General features: G+C 48.8%; 17 protein-coding genes. 15 read left to right on the top strand and 2 right to left on the bottom strand.

The window, feature by feature from the left end:
- Positions 1–37: 37 nt before the first annotated feature.
- The 12 genes from prfB (at position 38) to ON064_RS03215 (ending at position 10,660) form a co-directional block, all read left to right on the top strand.
- Positions 38–1,139 (top strand): peptide chain release factor 2 gene (gene prfB, locus ON064_RS03265; RefSeq protein WP_274623608.1). Its coding sequence is split into 2 segments (ribosomal slippage): positions 38–109 and positions 111–1,139, totalling 1,101 coding nucleotides; the frame shifts between segments, so codons are not numbered across the junction.
- A 140-nt stretch (positions 1,140–1,279) separates the two neighbouring features.
- Complete coding sequence (locus ON064_RS03260; protein ID WP_274623597.1) at positions 1,280–2,479, top strand: cation:proton antiporter; 1,200 nt, start codon at positions 1,280–1,282, stop codon at positions 2,477–2,479.
- A 221-nt stretch (positions 2,480–2,700) separates the two neighbouring features.
- Complete coding sequence (locus ON064_RS03255) at positions 2,701–3,516, top strand: YitT family protein (RefSeq protein ID WP_407951589.1); 816 nt, start codon at positions 2,701–2,703, stop codon at positions 3,514–3,516.
- 54 nt (positions 3,517–3,570) lie between these two features.
- Complete coding sequence (gene cccB / locus ON064_RS03250; RefSeq protein WP_274623596.1) at positions 3,571–3,918, top strand: cytochrome c551; 348 nt, start codon at positions 3,571–3,573, stop codon at positions 3,916–3,918.
- A 268-nt stretch (positions 3,919–4,186) separates the two neighbouring features.
- Positions 4,187–4,873, top strand: coding sequence for a cell division ATP-binding protein FtsE (gene ftsE / locus ON064_RS03245; protein ID WP_121297895.1), 687 nt, complete (start codon positions 4,187–4,189; stop codon positions 4,871–4,873).
- Positions 4,863–5,747 (top strand): permease-like cell division protein FtsX, encoded by an 885-nt coding sequence (gene ftsX, locus ON064_RS03240; RefSeq protein ID WP_274623595.1) that lies wholly within the window; start codon positions 4,863–4,865, stop codon positions 5,745–5,747. The genes ftsE and ftsX overlap by 11 nt, the downstream gene beginning before the upstream one ends.
- A 111-nt stretch (positions 5,748–5,858) precedes the next feature.
- On the top strand, positions 5,859–6,593 hold the full coding sequence (locus ON064_RS18385; RefSeq protein WP_342455310.1) for a coiled-coil domain-containing protein: 735 nt from the start codon (positions 5,859–5,861) through the stop codon (positions 6,591–6,593).
- A gap of 28 nt (positions 6,594–6,621) precedes the next feature.
- Complete coding sequence (locus tag ON064_RS18380) at positions 6,622–7,335, top strand: M23 family metallopeptidase (RefSeq protein ID WP_342455309.1); 714 nt, start codon at positions 6,622–6,624, stop codon at positions 7,333–7,335.
- Positions 7,336–7,503: 168 nt separating this feature from the next.
- Positions 7,504–8,091: a redoxin domain-containing protein gene (locus ON064_RS03230; RefSeq protein ID WP_274623594.1), complete on the top strand. Its 588-nt coding sequence runs from the start codon at positions 7,504–7,506 to the stop codon at positions 8,089–8,091.
- Positions 8,091–9,197, top strand: a complete 1,107-nt coding sequence (locus ON064_RS03225) for a trans-sulfuration enzyme family protein (protein WP_274623593.1) — start codon at positions 8,091–8,093, stop codon at positions 9,195–9,197. Before ON064_RS03230 ends, ON064_RS03225 begins: the two co-directional genes overlap by 1 nt.
- Positions 9,198–9,409: 212 nt before the next feature.
- Positions 9,410–10,390, top strand: coding sequence for a PDZ domain-containing protein (locus ON064_RS03220; RefSeq protein ID WP_274623592.1), 981 nt, complete (start codon positions 9,410–9,412; stop codon positions 10,388–10,390).
- 12 nt (positions 10,391–10,402) lie between these two features.
- Positions 10,403–10,660: a CsbA family protein gene (locus ON064_RS03215; protein WP_274623591.1), complete on the top strand. Its 258-nt coding sequence runs from the start codon at positions 10,403–10,405 to the stop codon at positions 10,658–10,660.
- 15 nt (positions 10,661–10,675) lie between these two features.
- Here ON064_RS03215 and ON064_RS03210 read toward each other — a convergent pair whose 3' ends face one another.
- Together ON064_RS03210 and ON064_RS03205 are read right to left on the bottom strand one after the other, a co-directional pair.
- A complete protein-coding gene (locus tag ON064_RS03210; protein ID WP_121297889.1) occupies positions 10,676–10,984 on the bottom strand; it encodes an AzlD domain-containing protein in 309 nt (102 codons plus the stop codon).
- Complete coding sequence (locus ON064_RS03205) at positions 10,984–11,676, bottom strand: AzlC family ABC transporter permease (RefSeq protein WP_274623590.1); 693 nt, start codon at positions 11,674–11,676, stop codon at positions 10,984–10,986. The genes ON064_RS03210 and ON064_RS03205 overlap by 1 nt, the downstream gene beginning before the upstream one ends.
- 160 nt (positions 11,677–11,836) lie before the next feature.
- Here ON064_RS03205 and ON064_RS03200 point away from each other — a divergent pair, with 160 nt between their 5' ends.
- The 3 genes from ON064_RS03200 (at position 11,837) to addA (ending at position 19,584) form a co-directional block, all read left to right on the top strand.
- Entirely contained in the window at positions 11,837–12,451 is a 615-nt protein-coding gene (locus ON064_RS03200; RefSeq protein ID WP_121299454.1) for a TVP38/TMEM64 family protein, read from the top strand.
- A 73-nt stretch (positions 12,452–12,524) separates the two neighbouring features.
- Positions 12,525–16,001, top strand: coding sequence for a helicase-exonuclease AddAB subunit AddB (addB, locus tag ON064_RS03195; protein WP_274623589.1), 3,477 nt, complete (start codon positions 12,525–12,527; stop codon positions 15,999–16,001).
- Positions 15,979–19,584, top strand: a complete 3,606-nt coding sequence (gene addA / locus ON064_RS03190; RefSeq protein ID WP_274623588.1) for a helicase-exonuclease AddAB subunit AddA — start codon at positions 15,979–15,981, stop codon at positions 19,582–19,584. The genes addB and addA overlap by 23 nt, the downstream gene beginning before the upstream one ends.
- The last annotated feature ends 10 nt before the right edge of the window (positions 19,585–19,594 follow it).

Genomic DNA, 19,594 nt, shown 5'->3' with positions numbered 1-19,594 from the left:
AGCTCTTCGGCATTATTATGAGGAGGAACTTTATATGATGGAATTAGCGGATATTCGCAACGAGCTCGACAAAACAGCCGAAAAACTGGCGGACTTCAGGGGGTCTCTTTGACTTAGAAAACAAAGAGGCGCGTATACAGGAATTGGACGAGAGAATGATCGATCCGAATTTCTGGAATAACCAAGAAGAAGCGCAAGTGGTCATTTCCGAAGTGAATGCATTGAAAGATACAGTCAATCGCTACCGCAAGTTCGAGGAAGAGCAAGAGAATATGGAAATGACGCTCGAACTATTGCGCGAAGAACCGGACGTGGAGCTTCATGAAGAACTGAGTGGGGAACTGAAGCAATTTCTTAAAGACTTGAACGCTTTCGAATTGGAACTTCTGCTAAGTGAAGAATATGACAAAAACAATGCCATATTGGAATTGCATCCAGGCGCTGGCGGAACGGAATCTCAGGATTGGTGCTCGATGCTCTTGCGTATGTATACGCGCTGGGCTGAAAAACGCGGATTCAAAGTGGAAACCTTGGATTACCTGGCAGGAGACGAAGCCGGCGTCAAATCAGTGACGCTCGGCATCAAAGGGCATAATGCTTACGGCTATTTGAAAGCTGAAAAAGGCGTTCATCGCTTGGTCCGCATTTCGCCGTTCGATTCCTCAGGACGCCGCCACACGTCATTTGTATCGTGTGAAGTGATGCCGGAGTTCACGGGCGAAATCGAAATCGATATCCGTACTGAAGATTTGAAAGTCGATACCTATCGTGCAAGTGGTGCCGGTGGACAGCACATCAATACGACAGACTCCGCTGTCCGGATCACCCACTTGCCAACCGGCGCTGTAGTGACTTGCCAACAGGAACGTTCACAGATCAAAAACCGCGAAAAAGCGATGCAAATGCTAAAAGCGAAGCTCTACGCATTGAAAATCGAAGAGCAGGAGCAGGAATTGCTGGAAATCCGCGGCGAGCAGAAAGAAATCGGCTGGGGCAGCCAAATCCGCTCTTACGTTTTCCACCCGTATTCCATGGTTAAGGACCACCGGACGAACTACGAGACAGGGAATCTCCAGGCCGTCATGGATGGCGATCTGGATGGATTTATCCACGCCATGCTGCGTTCGAAAATGCAATAAGCTAAAAAACCCTATTAGTTTTCAAAAAACAAACACCCCCGATAGCAACTGCTCAAAAGAGTGGCAGCTTCGGGGGTTTTTTCGATTCCAAAAAGGCAATAGAAGAAGAGAGAGTTTAAATTGTCAAGGAGCTGTTGGATATGATGACGCATCAATTATTGGTCTTGCTGATCATTGGCTATATCGTCTATACAATCGATATTAAAAAGAACTTTTTCCCCGTTCCCGTCGTGTTGGTGGCGATCGGCTTAGGGCTTTCATTTATTCCATATTTTGATGGATTCAATATTTCGAAGGACATCATATTCAATGTCTTCTTGCCGGCAATGTTGTTTACCTCTGCTTATCAGTTTCCTTTGAAGCAGTTAAAACAAAACATCGGCATCATCGTCAGTTTGAGCACGATTGGGCTAATGCTCACAGTTGTTCTGCTCGGCTTGTCCATTTATTTCGCAGGCGGAGTATTTACTAGCTTGACCTTCACGGCGGCTTTCTTGTTAGCGGCGATCCTGACGCCGACCGATCCGGTATCGGTGACCGCTATTTTGAAAGAAAGCAGTGGTGCAGAACAGATTGCCGATGTGGTCGAAGGGGAGTCGATGATCAACGACGGGACAAGCATCGTCTTTTTCACGATTTTCCTGACGATGTATCAAACTGGAAACGGGTTTTCATTGGGCAAATTTGTCTCGGAGTTGCTGCTTGTCTCGATTGGCGGTGTCCTTCTAGGAATCGCGATCGGCTGGCTGATGAGCAAGACGATCCGCTTCACCCAGGATAAAAAATACCAAGTCATGTTAAGCGTCATCGGAGCTTACGGCGCTTTTTATATTGGCGAAGCCCTCGGGGTATCGGGTGTGCTCGCGACAGTGGCAGCCGGCATATTCGTCGCTTATGAAATGGGCAGGGACATTAAGGAAGATACGCTCCCTCAGTCATTGGACGGTTTCTGGGATATCGTCACCCCGATTCTATTGGCAGTATTATTTTTGCTGATCGGTATACGCGGTGCAGAGTATCTGGCTTTTTCAGGCTGGTGGTTCGCGATCGTCATTTTTCTATTGGCTATCGTGGTCCGCTTTATTGTTATCGCGCTGTTCATTTATGGTGTGCCCAAATGGCGGCATGAATTTAACAATGATTTTTCAACGATTACGCTAACTGCCTGGTCTGGAATTAAAGGCGCCATGTCTGTCGCCTTGTTGCTGTGGCTCGAAGAAACGGCTTCTGGGCAAGACCAAGTGCTGATTTCCTTGGCATTTGCGGTGATTTTGCTATCACTCGCCATCCAGAGCATTGGCATTTATCCATTATCGAAAGTATTAAAAAACCTACAATGAAATGACCATTGCAGCAAAACGTGAAATTTTGGCCGATCGAAGCAAAAGTTTGTGCCGTTGCGGAAGGGCCATTGCTTTATCCAGATGAAGTTCACAAAAAACGGGGGGTCTGCTATACTCTGACAGGGTTCAAGTGAATATAGAAAGAAGAGGAATAACAGCTTATGGGTAAACGAAATATACGAAAATCAAAAGATCCACATCCGGTTTTGACGAGCGTGATGGATTATATCTCAGTCCTCGCCGGAGCGGCGATTGTCGCCATTTCATTCAACGTCTTCCTATTGCCGAACGAAGTTGCATCGGGCGGGGTCAGCGGCATCAGTACGATTCTATTTGGCTTGTTCGAATGGAAACCGGCATTCGTCCAATGGGCATTCAATATTCCGCTGTTCATTTCGGGCGTTATTTTGCTCGGGAAAAATTTCGGCATCAAGACGGCAGTCGGCACGGTGTTTTTGCCGCTCGTTGTGTTCATGACTGAAGATTGGGAAGCTTGGACGAGAGATCCACTGCTAGGCTCTTTGTTTGGCGGCATCATGGTCGGTCTCGGGCTGGGAATCGTGTTCCGTGGGAAAGCATCGACTGGCGGAACCGATCTTGCCGCGCAGATCATCACCAAATACACCGGTCTGACTCTCGGCACCAGCGTCGCGATCATCGACGGTATGATCGTATTGGCTGCTGCCATCGTGTTTGACATCGAAAAGGGATTGTATGCATTGATCGGATTGTACCTGACAACCAAAACCATCGATTTGGTGCAGGTCGGTTTCAGCCGCTCGAAGATGGTATACATCATTACGAACAAGCAAGTGGAGATCCGGGATGCCATTTACGATGAAGTCGATAGAGGCGTAACGGAATTGACAGCGACTGGCGGCTATTCCGGGAATGAAAAGCCGATTTTGATGGTCGTGATACCGCAGACAGAATTTACAAGGTTGAAACAATTGGTTAAATTGATTGACCCGCAAGCTTTCGTAATTGTGTCCGACGCTTCCGAAGTGCTCGGGGAAGGTTTCAAACGTGCTTAAATTTGGTATACTCCTATAGAAGGTAAAAATAGCAAGACGAAGAGGAGGATTTCCATGAAAAAGCAATTAATGACCGTACTGTTTGGTTCAGTTCTTGTACTTGGCGCTTGCGGCGGCGGGGAAGAAACATCACCTGAAGAACCAGCTGATACAGGCGGCGATACAGAAACTGAAACAACGACAGTGGATGCAGAAGCAGTCATTCAGCAAAACTGTATTTCATGCCACGGTGAAAACTTAGAAGGCCAGGGCAACTTCCCGGCATTGAATGATGTAGGATCGCGCTTGTCACAAGAAGAAATCCTGTCAGTTATTCAAAATGGCCAAGGCGCTATGCCTCCGAACATCATCGAAGGCGAAGAAGCAGAAGCTGTAGCAGAATATCTTGCGAACCAACAATAAACCGGCATTTAGCCCGGTTTATTTTTTTTGCCATAAAACAAGGCATTACTATAGAAGCATGGTAAAAATAAGGAAAAAAATAGTGAGTTAATACCTTATATTATTAAAATTTCAGATAATTCTTTGTATCGAGACTGAGTCTGAATTGAAATGTAACTGTAACAAAAAAGGGGTTTAGGAGTGTTATAATAACCGTGCTGCAAAATTTGCTATGTACTTGGGAAATCAAATTCGGCAAAATGCCGGATAATTAATAGGTGGTTTATAAATGATACAAATGAAAAATGTCTACAAAAAATATCCGAACGGCATTGTGGCACTCAATGGTTTGAATGTTGAGATTGCCCAGGGCGAATTTGTATACATCGTCGGCCCGAGCGGAGCTGGTAAATCCACGTTCATCAAAATGATGTATCGTGAAGAACGCCCGTCTTCAGGTCAAATGCTTGTTGACGGAAAAGATATTGCGAAATTGAAGAACCGAAAAGTGCCATTTCTACGGCGTGACATCGGCGTCGTGTTCCAGGATTTCAAACTATTGCCTCGCCTGAACGTCTATGAAAATGTTGCGTTTGCACTCGAGGTCATCGAGGAGAAACCACAAATCATCAAAGAGCGTGTCATGGAAGTACTGGACATGGTCGGGCTAAAGCACAAAGCGAAGATGTTCCCGCGTGAATTGTCCGGAGGCGAACAGCAACGCGTTTCAATCGCCCGTTCTATTGTCAATACGCCGAAAATCATGATCGCTGATGAGCCTACGGGTAACCTTGACCCGGATACGTCTTGGGATATCATGAATCTTTTCGAACAGATCAACTCGACAGGGACTACCATCATCATGGCAACCCATAACCGGGAGATCGTCAACAAATTAAGACATCGCGTCATCGCTATTGAAGGCGGGCTGATTGTTCGAGATGCAGCCGGAGGTGATTACGGCTATGAAGATTAGAACATTTGGCCGACATATCAAAGAAAGCCTCAAGAGCCTTGGCAGAAATGGATGGATGACTTTTGCATCCGTCAGCGCTGTCACCGTAACTTTGCTGCTTGTTGGCGTGTTCGTCATGATCATGATGAACTTGAACAAAATCGCCGATGACTTAGAAAACGATGTCGAAATCAAAGTGTTCGTGTCACTTGATGCGGAAGAAGAGGAAATTGCAGAGCTTGAAGAAGAGATATCTGGGCTCGATGGCGTTGAATCAGCCGACTTTTCAACGAAAGAAGAAGAGTTGACAGATCTTGTGCTCGACTTTGGTGAAGAGCTTAGCCTATTCGAGCAAAGCAATCCATTGTTTGACGTTTTCTATGTAAAAGCGACAGAACCTCAGCAGACAGAAACAGTAGCAACAGAGATTGCTGCCCTTGAATATATCGAAGACGTGGAATATGGGGAAGGGAAAATTGAGAAGCTTTTCAATTTCCTTAACGCAGGGCGCAATGTTGGCCTGATCCTTATTCTTGCTTTATTGTTTACGGCGATGTTCTTGATTTCGAATACGATCCGCATCACAATCGTGGCGCGCCGCACCGAAATCGAGATCATGAAACTCGTCGGGGCGACCAATTGGTTTGTCCGTGTTCCGTTCATTTTGGAAGGCATGTGGCTCGGGATTCTCGGTTCCATTATACCGATCGGCCTCGTTGTACTTCTTTACCAGAAGATTACGGAATTTGCACAACCCCGGCTCAGCGGGGAACTCTTCCAACTACTTGAGTTTTCACCTTTTATCTACCAAGTGAGCGCGTTGATCTTGGCGATGGGTGTCTTTATCGGGATTTGGGGAAGTTTTATGTCCATTCGCAAGTTCTTACGTGTATAATCAATCAAAGGCCTATGGTCGCATCTTAACCATAGGCCTAAAGCTTACATAAATTAGGAAATAAAATACAGACATAGAAAAAGAACGTAAATCCAAAGGGGGAAAACGAACTTGAATTCGAAGTCTAAATGGATGTTGTCCGGCGTTTCATCAATTCTCGCATTGTCTTTGCTAATGCCTACTGCACACGCAAACACTAGCAAGCTCGATGAATTAGAGCAGGAGCAACAGCAAGTCCAAAAAGAACAGCAGAAATTGGAAAAAGAGCGTAAAGAGCTGGAAGATAAAGAAGAAGATTTAAGCTCGGGTATTGAAAAGAAAGAAGGCGAGATTAAGAAAACGTCTTCGAAACTTGACCGCATCGTTTCGGAAATCCAGCAATTGGATAAGAAAATGCAGGAAACACAGTCTAAAATTAATACTGTACAAGCCGAAATCGACCAAACCAAAGAAGAAATCGATGAATTAAAAGAAGCGATCAAAGAGCTTGAACGTAAAATCGACGAACGCACTGAACTATTGAAAGAACGTGCGCGCGCCATCCAATTGAGCGGTGGGTCTGTCGATTACATAGATGTTCTATTGGGCGCCAATAGCTTTATCGATTTTATCGACCGTTTTTCGGCAGTCAACACTTTGATCGAAGCTGACCGTGAAATCATGCGTGAACAAGCAGCCGACAAAAAAGAATTGGCTGCAAAAAAAGAAGCGGTTGAAACGATTCTTGCCAATCAAGAAGAGCGCCGCGCTGAACTGGTTTCATTGAAAGCATCATTGGATAGCCAGAAAAAAGAACAAGCTGGATTGAAAAAGCAAATGGAAGCAGAACAGAAACGTTTAGCTTGAAGTCAGCGCTGCAGTCGAGAAGCAGATCATGGGACAGCAAGCTCGCATGGCGAAACTGGCTCAGCAAGAAGAAGCTGAACGTACGCGTATTGCAGAAGCTGAACGGAAAGCGGCAGCTGAAAAAGCCGCTGCAGAAAAGGCCGCAGCTGAGCGTGCAGCAGCAGAGAAAGCAGCAGCTGAACGGGCAGCAGCCGAAAAAGCGGCAGCTGAAAAAGCAGCAGCCGAAAAAGCAGCAACTAAATCTTCATCAGCAAGTGCCAGCACCGCAAGCCCGGCACCAGCACCAGCACCAACGCCAGCACCGGCACCGGCTCCTGTTGTCAAGCCATCAGCAAACTTCGTGATGCCGGCATCAGGACGTCATACATCGGGATTCGGTGGACGTGATATCGGGGACGGCGCAGAAACGCATCTTGGCTACGATATCGCCAATAGCATAACAGGAACGCCTATCGTGGCTTCTGCCGCTGGATATGTATCCTACGCTGGATCAATGGGCGGTTACGGCAACGTCATCATCATCAACCACTCGATTAACGGGCAGCCGTATGCAACTGTTTACGCTCACTTAAGTTCAATCGGAGTATCGGTCGGGCAAAAAGTGGATCAGCGCCAGTATATCGGCGGCATGGGTAGTACAGGCCGTTCGACAGGAACGCATTTACATTTTGAAATTCACGTAGGATCTTGGAACGGAGCGCGCAGCAATGCTGTGAATCCAGCCAATTACCTTTCTTATTAATCCAAAAAGCCGCCAAGGCCATTCTTTCCGCTTCATGACTAGTGAAGTTTCGGAAAGTGGCTTGGCGGTTTTTTTATGGACACAATTTGTTGCGGAACAATTCCGGCGAATTTACTGGCTACGGACAGTTCGTTTGTCGTATGATGGTAACGGAATGGAGTGAAAAGAATGTCAAAAAAAGTGATCGGGCTTCTGATAGCAGCCATTTTGGTCATTATTCTAGCGGTATGGGCTGTCTTTGATAGCCAAAAAGAAGACCGCGCACTGAATAAAATGGCCCTTGGCAGCACGGTCGATTTTTTGCCGACCGACGAAGGGCTGGCAAAAGGCGAACTCGCTCCCGACTTCGAATTGACGACTTTGAAAGGCGAGGAAATGCGCTTGTCGGATTACCGGGGCAAAGCGGTCATCCTTAATTTTTGGGCGACATGGTGCCCGCCTTGCCGAGCAGAAATGCCGCATATGCAAACTTTCTATGAGAACCAACAGGATAAAGATGTCGAAGTGGTAGCTGTCAATTTGACGACAGAAGACCGCGGCATGACGGAAATCGAAAACTTTGTTGAAGAGTTCGGCTTGAGCTTTCCGATTCCGATGGATGTGGATGGAGATATTGGCGCGCTCTACCAAGCGTTTTCCATTCCGACTTCCTATATCATAGACAGAGAGGGCCGTGTCCTGCATAAAATTGTCGGCCCGATGGATGAAGAAATGATGAATGGATTTATCGAAGAAATCAATGAGGGGGAATCATAATGACATCAATCGATACAAAATCTGTACACACAGCAGGCATGGAAGAGCGGACGATCCGTCCGAAAGTCATGCCGATCTATCAAACATCCGCTTTTTCTTTCTCTTCTTTAGAAGAGTTAGAAGGCTATTACGAAGGAAACGGAACTTATCTCTACACGCGGACAGCTAACCCGAACACGGATGCACTCGGTCAGACAGTCGCACAGCTAGAAGGTGCCCCAAAAGGCGTTGCTGCCTCTTCCGGCATGTCAGCGATACTTGCGGGCATCCTGTCTGTTGCAGAAGCGGGAGACCACATTCTAGCTGCTGAGGATGTCTACGGAGGCACTTTCCACTTGTTGAAGGAAGAATTGAGAAGGCTTGGCATTACGGTCCATTTCGCGGATTTCTCAGAAACCGGCACGATTGAGCAGATTTTGGTTGATTTCCCGGAAGTGAAATTGATGCTGAGCGAATCGATCACCAATCCATTTTTGCGGATCGAAGACATCGAAGGGCTCGTCAAAATGAAAAATCAATACGGCGTTAAAGTAATGATCGATAATACATTCGCGACGCCGTATACGTTTACACCTTATGCACAAGGCGTGGATTTGGTCGTACATAGCGCAACCAAGTATCTTGGTGGGCATAGTGATGTTACCTCAGGCGTATTGGTAGGCGATCCGGCTTTAATCGAAGAAGCCACAAAACGTGTCGTGAATCTCGGCATGAACTTAAGTCCTTTTGAAGCATGGCTGACGATACGCGGCATCAAAACATTGGCGCTTCGGATGGAAAAGCAGACCGCCAACGCCCAAGCGATTGCCGATTTCCTGCAAGACAAGGCACGGGTGTGGTATCCGGGGAAAGGCGCGATCGTTTCGTTTGAACTTCCTGAAACTGCCGACGTCTCAGCCTTCTTTTCTTCACTCGGCTGGATCAAGATCGTTCCGACTTTGGCCGGTGTCGAAACGACTGTCTCTTATCCTTTCGGTACGTCTCACCGCGCATTATCCGCAGAAGAAAAAGCGCGAATCGGTGTGACTGAGCGTGTCGTCAGGCTTTCAGCCGGAATCGAAGGCACCGAAGATATCCTAGGGCAGCTGCAACTGGCATTTAACTGATTGAAAAAGATGTAGGGCTATCCTTGCATCTTTGGTACAATGAAAGATAAGTTCATTTAGCTTAAGGATGGTGTCAGTGGAGTGTTAACGGATTTTTTGATGGCAATCGCCATGTTTTTTCTTAACCCTGTTTTTTATGTCGCATTATTTGCTGCGACGATGCTTGGATATTTTCGCGTTAAAAAAGCACACGCTTGCTGAAAGATGGCTGGTTGTATGCGTTAATCTTATCGGTCATCGTGGCTGCTGCCGGTTTGGCAGTGCCGATGGAATGGTTGATTGCACTCAGCATCGTGAGCATTATCGTCATGCTGACAGGTTTTTACCACCTGGCTTCTTTCGTCTATTTGGCGGGAGCGGCTGCGCTGGTCGTCTGGTTGTTCGAAGCCAATGATTGGGTGATCAATCTAGGGTTCGCCGAAATGACGGGCAGAGGGCTTGCGGACGGCTGGCTCATTTCAGTCGCATTGATTGCAGGACTTTTACTGTTCATCGAAAGCCGCATGGTCGAAAAGTCAGCTGCTGCTGCCGCTTCGCCGCGTTTGCATAAATCAGCTCGCGGATTGCGTGCCGCTGCCTATATTTCCCGCCGGCTATGGCTGATACCGGCTATTCTGGTCGTCCCTGGAGAAATGATCTCCGAATACGCACCATACTGGCCGCAGCTTCCGATTGGTGAATCGGCCTTTTCATTCATTTTGTTCCCGCTGGTATTTGGGTTCCAAGGGCGCAGCAAACGCACGCTGCCTGTTTATTTGTATCCAAAAATCGCGAAATCGGTCGCTTGGTCAGCTGTGTTGACGATCGTCCTTGCCTTATTCGGTTTTCTTTGGCAGCCGATGGCGATTATCGCGCTGGCCGCCGGAGCATTGTTCCGTTTGGGAATTAGCTTGTATTATGCACAGAAAGAGCGCAGCGGGAATTACACCGTGACACCACAAGCGCAAGGCGTCATGATCATCGACGTGCTTCCGGGATCTCCGGCAGAGAAGATGGGGCTTGTGCGCGGGGAAATCATCCGCAAAGTAAACGGCACAACCGTAACAAATGAAACAGAACTATACGAAGCGATCCAGCTCAATGCAGCGCATTGCCGCCTGGAAGTAATCGATCATAACCTGGAAATGCGTTTACGGCAGCATGTCGTCTTCCGCCATGACCATCACCGCCTGGGTCTCTTGATTGTCGAGTAAGGAGAGAAGAATATGGAGTCAATGGTGACTAAGTTTTTCCTATCGCTGTTTGTGCCCGGGCTTCTTGTTATCCTGTTTACGCGCGTGACGTTCAACCATTATGTCGGCCTCATATTGACCGTGGCTTTGATCGCCGCGGCCGTTTATGCCGGCTTCACACATACGTGGCTATTGTTTGTCGTCAACGCCGCTTCGTTAACAGCTGGTTTCTGGTATGCGAGCAATATGTATCGTAAAAGAAAAAAAGCCGAAGCTCATGAAAATGAGTGACGGCTTTTTTTCTTATTATCCGAACCACAGTCCGTATACGGAGAGAATGGCAATGGTCCCGAGTACGACGAGGATAACGTTCGCACCGGTAAACGCGATGGCAAATGCGGATGCGGCCCCGATTACGCCGAACCAGACGTTTTCCTGTATAAAGAACACAGCCGGAAAAATCAATGCGCCGAGCACGGCATAAGGAATATTGCGCAAAACATTCTGCACGGCTTCCGGTAATTCCCGGCCTTCCAAAAAGGTTAACGGAATTGCGCGTGGAATATAAGTAACAACGGCCATTCCAAAAATCATCCACCAAAACCAGGCACCCATCAGGCAGCAACTCCTTTCCGTGAAATCAGTTCAATGATGATCGCTGAAGCAAGCGTCGACACCATGATTGCCCAGCCAGTGGACAGCCAGCCGGTGAAATAGAACATCGAGTTGAAGAGTGCGGCGATCAACGCCAGGCTGACGACTTTCCGGTTGCCTTTCATGGACGGCACTAGCAAGCCGACGAACATCGCATAAAGCGCGATCGACATGGAAGCCTGCAGGAAACCAGGGAGGCTGGCGCCAATTAAATGACCAAGTGAAGTGAATGCCACCCAGCTTCCGTAGGAAATAACGATGACACCAGCCGCAAATGAAGTACGGATCTTGTCGCCCGGCTGAGTGGCTAGCACCGTAAACGTTTCATCGGTTATGCCGAATGCGTACAGCGCTTTTTTCCAACGGGCATCCGGCTCCATCTTTTCATTCAATGCCGCTGTCATCAAAAAGTGGCGGATGTTGACGATGAACGTATTGACGACAATGAGCGCCGGGAGTACACCGGCTGTGATAAGGGAAAGTGATATGTACTGGGCAGCGCCGGCAAAGACGAAAATGCTCATGGCGGTCGCTTCGATGAGTGATAAACCTGTCGTTTTGGCCAGCAGCCCAAAAGTCAGCGCAACCGGGAAATAGCCGATGGCAATGCTGGCGCCGGCTTTCAGCCCCGAAGAGAATCTGTGTTCTTGCAATTTATTCCGCTCCTTTTGCCGCAAGTATTTCTCTTTTCCAAAACGGGAGAAAGAGTGTAAAGTAATTATAATAGCATAGCATATTTTCTCCTGTTTTTAGATTCATTATTGAAAAATCGCGCAATTTAAAAGGAATGAGCCTATGTCGGATTTTTTTACTATGGAAAACATTGTCGAGTTAACGCAATCTTACCGGGCATTCGGCCCACTCATCGGATTTTTGCTGCCGTTCCTTGAATCGTTTTTACCTTTTTTGCCGCTCTTTGTCTTCGTCTTCGCCAATGCGACTGCCTATGGCCTATGGCTTGGTTTCCTTCTGTCATGGGGCGGGGCAGTTGCCGGTTCGTATACCGTATTCCTGTTGATCCGCAAGTTCGGGCAAGCGCGATTCATGAATTTCATGACGCGTCATGAGAAAGTCGAAAGGCTCATCCATTGGGTGGAGCGGAACGGCTTCGGCCCCTTGTTCTTGCTCCTGTGTTTCCCGTTTACGCCATCGGCATTGGTCAACTTGGTGGCCGGGCTATCGAATATCAGCCGCCATTATTACTTATTGACCTTGATGGCGGGCAAATTCGTCATGGTCTTGACGATTTCCTACGTCGGCTATGATATCCGCGCTTTGTTCACACAGCCGATCCGGACAGGTATCGTCATTGCTGTTATCGTGCTACTTTATGTTATCGGGAAAATTTTGGAGAAGAGGCTCAATAAAAAAGTGGAAGCCGACTTCAAAAGGGCGAAAGAAGAACGCGAAAAAGAACGGCTATCTTAACAGGAAAGTCGTTCTTTTCGATTGTTTATTGTATAATAAGAACAAATGTTCTTATTGAAAAGGGGTGCATTACATGTCTTTACGAATTGTCTACGGGCGCGCCGGTACCGGAAAAACCCGTTTTGTCCAGAAAGAAATCGCCGATAGTTTGAAAGACCAAGCGGATGGGGATCCAATATTTCTTATCGTCCCGGACCAGATGTCTTTTTCTACGGAGTATCGTTTGTCCGCCGCATACGGCATGAACGGCATGATCCGTGCGCAGGCCGTGACTTTCAAGCGTCTTGCCTGGCGCGTGTTGCAAGAGGTCGGCGGGATCAGCCGCAAGGAAATCGACACATTCGGCTACCGCATGCTGATCCGCAGCCTGCTCGAAGAACATAAAGATGAGTTTCACTTATTCAGAAGAGCGGCAGGAAAACGGGGCTTCACCGACCAAATTGAGCAATTGATCAAAGAGTTTTCCCGGTATTGCATCGATTGCGATGAAATTGGAACGATACGGTCATCTCTTGAAACAGCCGGAGCCCCGAGGACGCTGCAGGACAAGGCAGCAGATCTCGAACTCATCTTGCTGGAAATCGACCGGAGGCTTGGCAAAGTGTTCGTGGATTCCGAAGGCCATCTCGGCTTATTGAGCGAAAAAATCCGCCATTCGGAAACGATCAAGCATTCGGCTATTTATATCGATGGGTTCGTTAGCTTTACAGCGCGCGAGTTCCAAATCATTGAAGAGTTGTTGAAGCATGCCAAATCGGTGACGATCGTCTTGCCGATGGATGACACAAGCAGTACGGAGGATGAACAGTCGTTATTCTACCAATCCGCCGTCACGGCAAGCCGTTTGACGGATCTTGCCGCATCGGAAGGAATCGGGCTGGAACCGGAAGTATACTTGCAAGAGCCAAAACGTTTCATGAACGAGGAACTTCTGCATATCGAACGCTTCATCGAAACCTTTCCTGCCCCGTCCATCGAAGGGCAAGGGGCTGTCGAATTGGTCGAAGCGTCCAACCGCCGCGCTGAAATCCATGAGCTTGCGCGGTCGATCCGGCAACAAGTGATGGATGGCTGCCGCTATAACGATATTGCGGTGCTTTACCGCCAGCCGGAAGTGTACGACGAATTGATCAACACTATTTTTCCTCAATACGAAATCCCTTATTTCATCAGCCAAAAAAAGTCAATGCTTCATCATCCATTAATCGAATTCAGCCGTTCCGCACTCGAAGCGGTCATCGGCAATTATGCGTATGAACCGGTTTTCCGGGCGTTGAAGACGGATTTGTTCTTTCCTGAAGGCAATGTCAGCAAATGGCGGGAGCGAGGGGACCAACTGGAGAATTTCGTTCTTGCCAATGGCATCTACGGAGACCGCTGGTTTGATGACAAGCGCTGGATCTATAAAAAATACCGCGGGCTCGAATTTCATTCCGGCATCCAGACAGACGAAGAATTGGCGCTCCAGATGGAATTGCAAACCGTCCGGGATGTGGTGCGCGACCCGCTTGAGCGTTTGAAAACACGCCTTGGCGATTGCGTAACCGGCCGCGACTTTGCTACAGCGCTGTTTCAGTTCATCGAAGAGCTCGATGTCTACTCGAAAATCCAGCTGCTGAAAGACCGCGAAGAAGCCGATCATCAATTGCTTGCTGCGACGGAACATGAGCAGGCTTGGAATCAATGGGTCGGTGTGCTCGACCAATTTGTCCTGATGTTCGGGGACAAAGAACTGGACCTTCAAAGCGCAGCACGGATTCTTGATGAAGGCTTCGAAACTTTGGAGTTTTCCCGCATACCGCCGTCGCTCGATCAAGTGACCATCGCCAAAATGGACCTGGCGCGCTTGATGGACATTCGGTCGGTCTTCATCATCGGCGCAAACGACGGCGTCTTGCCGCAGCGCATTGAACACGAAGGGCTCTTGACAGATGCAGAGCGCGAGTGGTTCCAAAAAATTGGCATCGAACTCGCACCAAGCTCCCGTATGCGTTTGATGGATGAAACTTATATGGCCTATCGCTCGTTCTCTTCCGCTTCCGATCGGCTGAGCGTCTCTTACCCGATTGCGGACGAAGAAGGAAAAGCCTTATTGCCTTCTTTATATATCAGGAAAATCGCCGATTTGCTTCAGGTGGAGCCTAAATTGGCAGCGATCGGCCCGGAAGAGCTGCATGAGCCGGATGCATTGGAATACATTAGCCATCCGCGTGCAACGCTTTCGCATCTTGCTGCCCAAATCAGGAGCGGTGAGCTCACGGGACAATGGCAGGCTGTGCTCGATTACTACCGGGAAGACCCGTTATGGTCGTCAATTATCAATCAAATCTTCAAGCCTTTGAGCCATGGGAAAGCTGAAAAGCTATCGGAAGAAATCGCTGAATCGCTTTACGGTGCACCGATCGCCTCGAGCGTATCCCGTATCGAGACGTATCATAGCTGCCAATTTGCCCATTATGCAGCTTATGGCTTGAAACTCGAAGAACGCAGCCAATACCGTTTGGCTGCACCGGCAATGGGAGATTTATTCCATGCCGCAATCAAATGGATTTCCGATGAAGTGATGCAACTCGGCGTTTCCTGGTCGTCGCTAAGCAAAGAACAATGCGCGGATCTCGCGAAGCGGGCGATCGAACAATTATCGCCTTATTTCGTCAACCAGATCCTGTTGAGTTCGCATCGCTATCGGTATATCCAATACAAGCTTGAAGGCATCATCCGCCAGACGGCTTTCATGCTGAGCAAACATGCGCAAGTTTCCGGCTTTGTGCCGGTTGCGCTTGAAGTAGGCTTCGGGACGAAAGAAGCGATTCCGCCGCTCGACATTGCGCTTGATCGCGGGCGCAAGATGAATGTCAGGGGCCGCATTGACCGCATCGATTCAACTGATATCGGCGGCAAGCCGTATTTGCGGGTCGTCGATTATAAATCATCCAAGCAAGGCCTGGATTTGGGCGAAGTTTACCACGGGTTGGCACTTCAAACTTTCACTTATTTGGATGTGGCGCTGACCCATTCGAAGCGCTGGCTTGGGGAGCAGGCGGAGCCGGCAGGGGTGCTGTATTTCCATATGCACAACCCGATGTTGAAAATGACGAAATTACTGACCGCTGAAGAACTGGAAGAAGAACTTGCGAAGTCATTTAAGATGAACGGTTTGGTTGTTGAAGATCCGGAAGTCATACAGGCGATGGACGCGCAGATTGACGGGTATTCAAATGTCATTCCAGTGCGGCTCAACAAAAACGGTTCGGTCTCGAAGGGCTCATCGAAAACAGTGGAAAAAGACGATATGGAAACGATCCGCAAATTTGTCCGGAAAAAACACCAAGGGGCAGGAAATGGCATTCTTGACGGCAATACAGCCGTTTCGCCATACCGCTTAAAAGACGACACGCCTTGCCAATTCTGTAATTTCCGCGCAGTGTGTCAATTCGACCCGAGTGACCCCGACCAGAGCTATCGCAAATTGCCGGTGTTGAGCCCCGACCAGGCAGTGGAGAAAATACGCAAGGAGTTGAGCGCTGATGATACCGGAAAAACCGAATGATGCTACATGGACCGATGAACAATGGCAGGCGATATGGGCAAAGGGAAAGGATATGCTCGTATCGGCTGCGGCAGGTTCCGGGAAAACGGCTGTCCTGATCAACCGGATGATCGAAAAAGTGCTCGATGAACAAGATCCGATATCCGTCGATGAGCTTTTGGTCGTCACCTTCACGAACGCATCGGCAGCGGAAATGCGCCACCGCATGTCAGCGGCGCTTGAGCAGGCGGTCACGGAACAGCCAGAATCCGTTCATTTAAAAAAGCAGCTGCGGCTGATCAATAAAGCACAGATTTCGACTTTGCATTCGTTCTGCCTGCAAGTCGTGAAGCAATACGCCTATCTGCTGGAAATTGACCCTGGCTTCCGCATTGCGGGAGATACGGAAGCGGCCTTGCTTCGTGATGATGTCATGGAAGCGGTGCTTGAATCCGCATACGAAGGCGAAGGGCGCGAGAAGGTTTACAGGCTCGCAGACAGTTTTACTTCTGACCGCAGCGACCAGGCAATGGAGATTCTGCTGGGCAAACTATACGATTATTCGCGTGTGCATCCTGAACCGGAAGCTTGGCTTGAACAATTGCCAACGTTATACGATGTACCGGAACACGCCACGATCGACGGCCTGCCGTTCATGGAAGACTTGAAAATGACGATACGTCATAGTTTCGAAGCAGCGCTTAATTTACTTGATGAAGGTTGGGAGATAGCTACCCGTCCGGACGGCCCTGCCGTATTGGAAGAGAATTTCCGGATGGATGCTACGCTGATCCGCGCCGCAATCGACGCACTGGATGAATCTTGGGCATCGCTTCATGCTTATGCCCGGAACATTAAATGGGAGCGCTTGGCGTCTGTGAAAAAGGATTCCTGCGACCCGCAGTTGGCGGAAGAAGCGAAAGCACGGAGAAATGAAGCGAAAAAACTGTTCAATGATGTAAAAGAGGGGTATTTCACCCGCGCCCCTGAGCGCCTGCTTGCGGAAATGCGCGAAATGGCACCGCTTATGCGGACATTGGTCGATTTGACGAAGCGTTTTGCGGAAGAATACAAGGCTCTTAAAATCGATCGCGGTTTGGTCGATTTCTCGGATTTGGAGCATTACGCGCTGGAAATCCTGAGCGATGGGGGAGAACCTTCTGCGATCGCTCAGGATTACCGCACACGCTTCAAAGAAGTTTTGGTTGATGAATACCAAGATACGAATATGCTGCAGGAAACGATACTCAGCCTTGTGAAGTCCGGATCGGAACAAGATGGCAATTTATTCATGGTAGGGGACGTTAAACAGTCCATCTACCGTTTCCGTTTGGCGGAGCCGATGTTGTTCTTGGGCAAGTATTCCCGCTTTAGCAGGGAAGCGGACGAGACGGGCCTGCGAATCGATTTGAACGCCAATTTCAGGAGCCGCAAAGAAGTGCTCGATGGCACCAATTACATCTTTTCGCAAATTATGGGCGAGCGCGTCGGTGAAATCAGTTACGATGAAGATGCGGCATTGAAGCCGAAAGCGCCCTATCCCGAAGAAGATGTGCCGATTCACTTGACGCTTATCCATGAACCGGAAACAGAAGAAGGGGAAGAAATAACTGTCGATATGGACAAGTCGCAATGGGAAGCACGCTGGATAGCGCAAAAGATCCGCCATATGATGGATGCGGGAACGCTCGTGCACGATCCATGGAGCGGGAAAGAGCGCCCGCTTGAATACCGCGATATTGTCGTATTGATGCGTTCGATGACTTGGTCGGGTGACTTTTCCGACGAATTCAAAATGGCTGGCGTCCCTCTTTACGCAGAGTTGAGCGGAGGGTATTTCGATGCTCTTGAAGTGATGATCATGCTTAATACATTGCGCGTCATCGATAACCCGTACCAGGATATTCCGCTTGCCGCCGTGTTGCGCGCGCCGTTTTTCGGCCTACAGGAAAATGAGTTGGCAGCGATCCGGCTTGCCGATGCAAAAGGAACTTTTTATGATGCATTGAAAGCGTTTATCCGCATCGGCACAATGGATGAAGCCACTCGGATTAAGCTGGCCCGTTTCACGAACAGCCTCCGTATTTGGCGGGATTTGGCGCGCAGGGGCTCGTTGTCGGAATTGATTTGGAAAGTGTACCTGGATACGAATTACTACGAAATGACGGGTGCTATGTCGAACGGCAAGCAGCGCCAAGCGAATCTGCGTGCCCTTCATGACCGAGCACTCGAATACGAGAAAACCGCTTTTCGCGGATTGTTCCGATTCCTGCGCTTCATCGACCGCATGCGGGAGCGGGGTGACGACCTTGGAACTGCAAAGTCGTTGAGCGAAAAGGAAAATGTCGTGCGGCTCATGACCGTCCATAAATCGAAAGGCCTTGAATTTCCGGTCGTCTTTTTTGCGGGAACCGGAAGGCCGTTCAATGAAATGGATTTCCACAAACCGTATTTATTCGACCAGCAATACGGACTTGCGGTCAAGGCCGTCAATCCCGATACACGCATCGAATACACTTCGCTGCCTTATCTTGCCGTTAAAGAAATGAAACAATTGCAGATGAAGGCTGAAGAGATGCGGGTGTTGTATGTGGCCATGACCCGTGCGAAAGAAAAGCTCTACTTGACCGCTTCGGTAAAAGACATTGACCGTTTACTCGAGAAGTGGAAAACTTCCTCGGGCGACGTGCTGTTGCCTGACTTTAAACGTTCGCGTGCAAAATCCTATTTGGATTGGATCGGCCCTGCCGTGTCCAGGCATCCCGATGCCGAAGAACTGCATGTAGGCAGTGAAGTGCTCGAGCATCATTCACGTTTCCAGATCGATATTGTCGAGACCGTTTCCTTAGAAGAGCCGCAGCCTTTGCTCGAAGCCCAACAAGACCGGCCGGAAGCTGAAGCGGACGCCGCATTGATCCACAGCCGATTCGACTTCGCTTATCCCCATCAGGCAGCTGTCGAAAAACGTTCCAAGCAATCGGTGACGGAAATGAAGAGGCTGCAGTTATTGCAGCGTTCGGATGAGCCGGAATCGTTCATCCAGAATTATCAGCCGAAAACTCAAAAGAGAGCGCCTCACCGCCCGGATTTCCTGATGGACCGCAAACTGTCAGCTGCAGATATCGGTACGGCAGTCCACACCGTCATGCAGCATTTGCCGCTTGAGCGGCAGATGGATGTGGAGGAGATCCGGCAATTTCTCGACGAGTTGACAGGACGTGAAATTCTTACGAAGGAAGAAGCGCAGGCTGTCAAAGCTGAGCAAGTTGAAGCGTTTTTCCATAGTAAGATCGCACAGCGCCTGATGAACGCCGAGGATGTCAGACGGGAAGTTCCTTTTACGTATGCACGCGCTGATGAAGATGGCGACCATCAAATCGTCCAAGGGATCGTCGATTGCCTGTTCAAGGAAGACGGGGAATGGATCTTGCTCGATTATAAAACCGACCAAACGCGCGGTATGGGCAATGTCCAATCGGCCATGAAAGAGCGCTACTCGATCCAATTATCAGTGTACCAAGAAGCGGTGGAAGCGATTTTGCGCATTGCGATCAAAGAGTGTATCTTGTATTTATTCTCGACAAATGAAGAAGTGGAAGTCTAGGAGGATTATT

The organism is Planococcus sp. A6, assembly GCF_028823615.1.
In the GTDB taxonomy this organism is placed as follows: domain Bacteria; phylum Bacillota; class Bacilli; order Bacillales_A; family Planococcaceae; genus Planococcus.
This window is presented reverse-complemented; position numbering and strand designations above follow the sequence as displayed.

Excerpts from the sequence above, each read along its gene's own strand:
- ON064_RS03210 (WP_121297889.1), bottom strand. The coding sequence starts at position 10,984 with ATGGGTGCCTGGTTTTGGTGGATGATTTTTGGAATGGCCGTTGTTACT.
- ON064_RS03200 (WP_121299454.1), top strand. The coding sequence starts at position 11,837 with ATGGAAAACATTGTCGAGTTAACGCAATCTTACCGGGCATTCGGCCCA.
- ON064_RS03255 (WP_407951589.1), top strand. The coding sequence starts at position 2,701 with ATGGATTATATCTCAGTCCTCGCCGGAGCGGCGATTGTCGCCATTTCA.
- addA (WP_274623588.1), top strand. The coding sequence starts at position 15,979 with ATGATACCGGAAAAACCGAATGATGCTACATGGACCGATGAACAATGG.
- ON064_RS03215 (WP_274623591.1), top strand. The coding sequence starts at position 10,403 with ATGGAGTCAATGGTGACTAAGTTTTTCCTATCGCTGTTTGTGCCCGGG.
- ON064_RS03260 (WP_274623597.1), top strand. The coding sequence starts at position 1,280 with ATGATGACGCATCAATTATTGGTCTTGCTGATCATTGGCTATATCGTC.
- ON064_RS03225 (WP_274623593.1), top strand. The coding sequence starts at position 8,091 with ATGACATCAATCGATACAAAATCTGTACACACAGCAGGCATGGAAGAG.
- ON064_RS18380 (WP_342455309.1), top strand. The coding sequence starts at position 6,622 with ATGGGACAGCAAGCTCGCATGGCGAAACTGGCTCAGCAAGAAGAAGCT.
- ftsX (WP_274623595.1), top strand. The coding sequence starts at position 4,863 with ATGAAGATTAGAACATTTGGCCGACATATCAAAGAAAGCCTCAAGAGC.
- cccB (WP_274623596.1), top strand. The coding sequence starts at position 3,571 with ATGAAAAAGCAATTAATGACCGTACTGTTTGGTTCAGTTCTTGTACTT.
- addB (WP_274623589.1), top strand. The coding sequence starts at position 12,525 with ATGTCTTTACGAATTGTCTACGGGCGCGCCGGTACCGGAAAAACCCGT.
- ftsE (WP_121297895.1), top strand. The coding sequence starts at position 4,187 with ATGATACAAATGAAAAATGTCTACAAAAAATATCCGAACGGCATTGTG.
- ON064_RS03230 (WP_274623594.1), top strand. The coding sequence starts at position 7,504 with ATGTCAAAAAAAGTGATCGGGCTTCTGATAGCAGCCATTTTGGTCATT.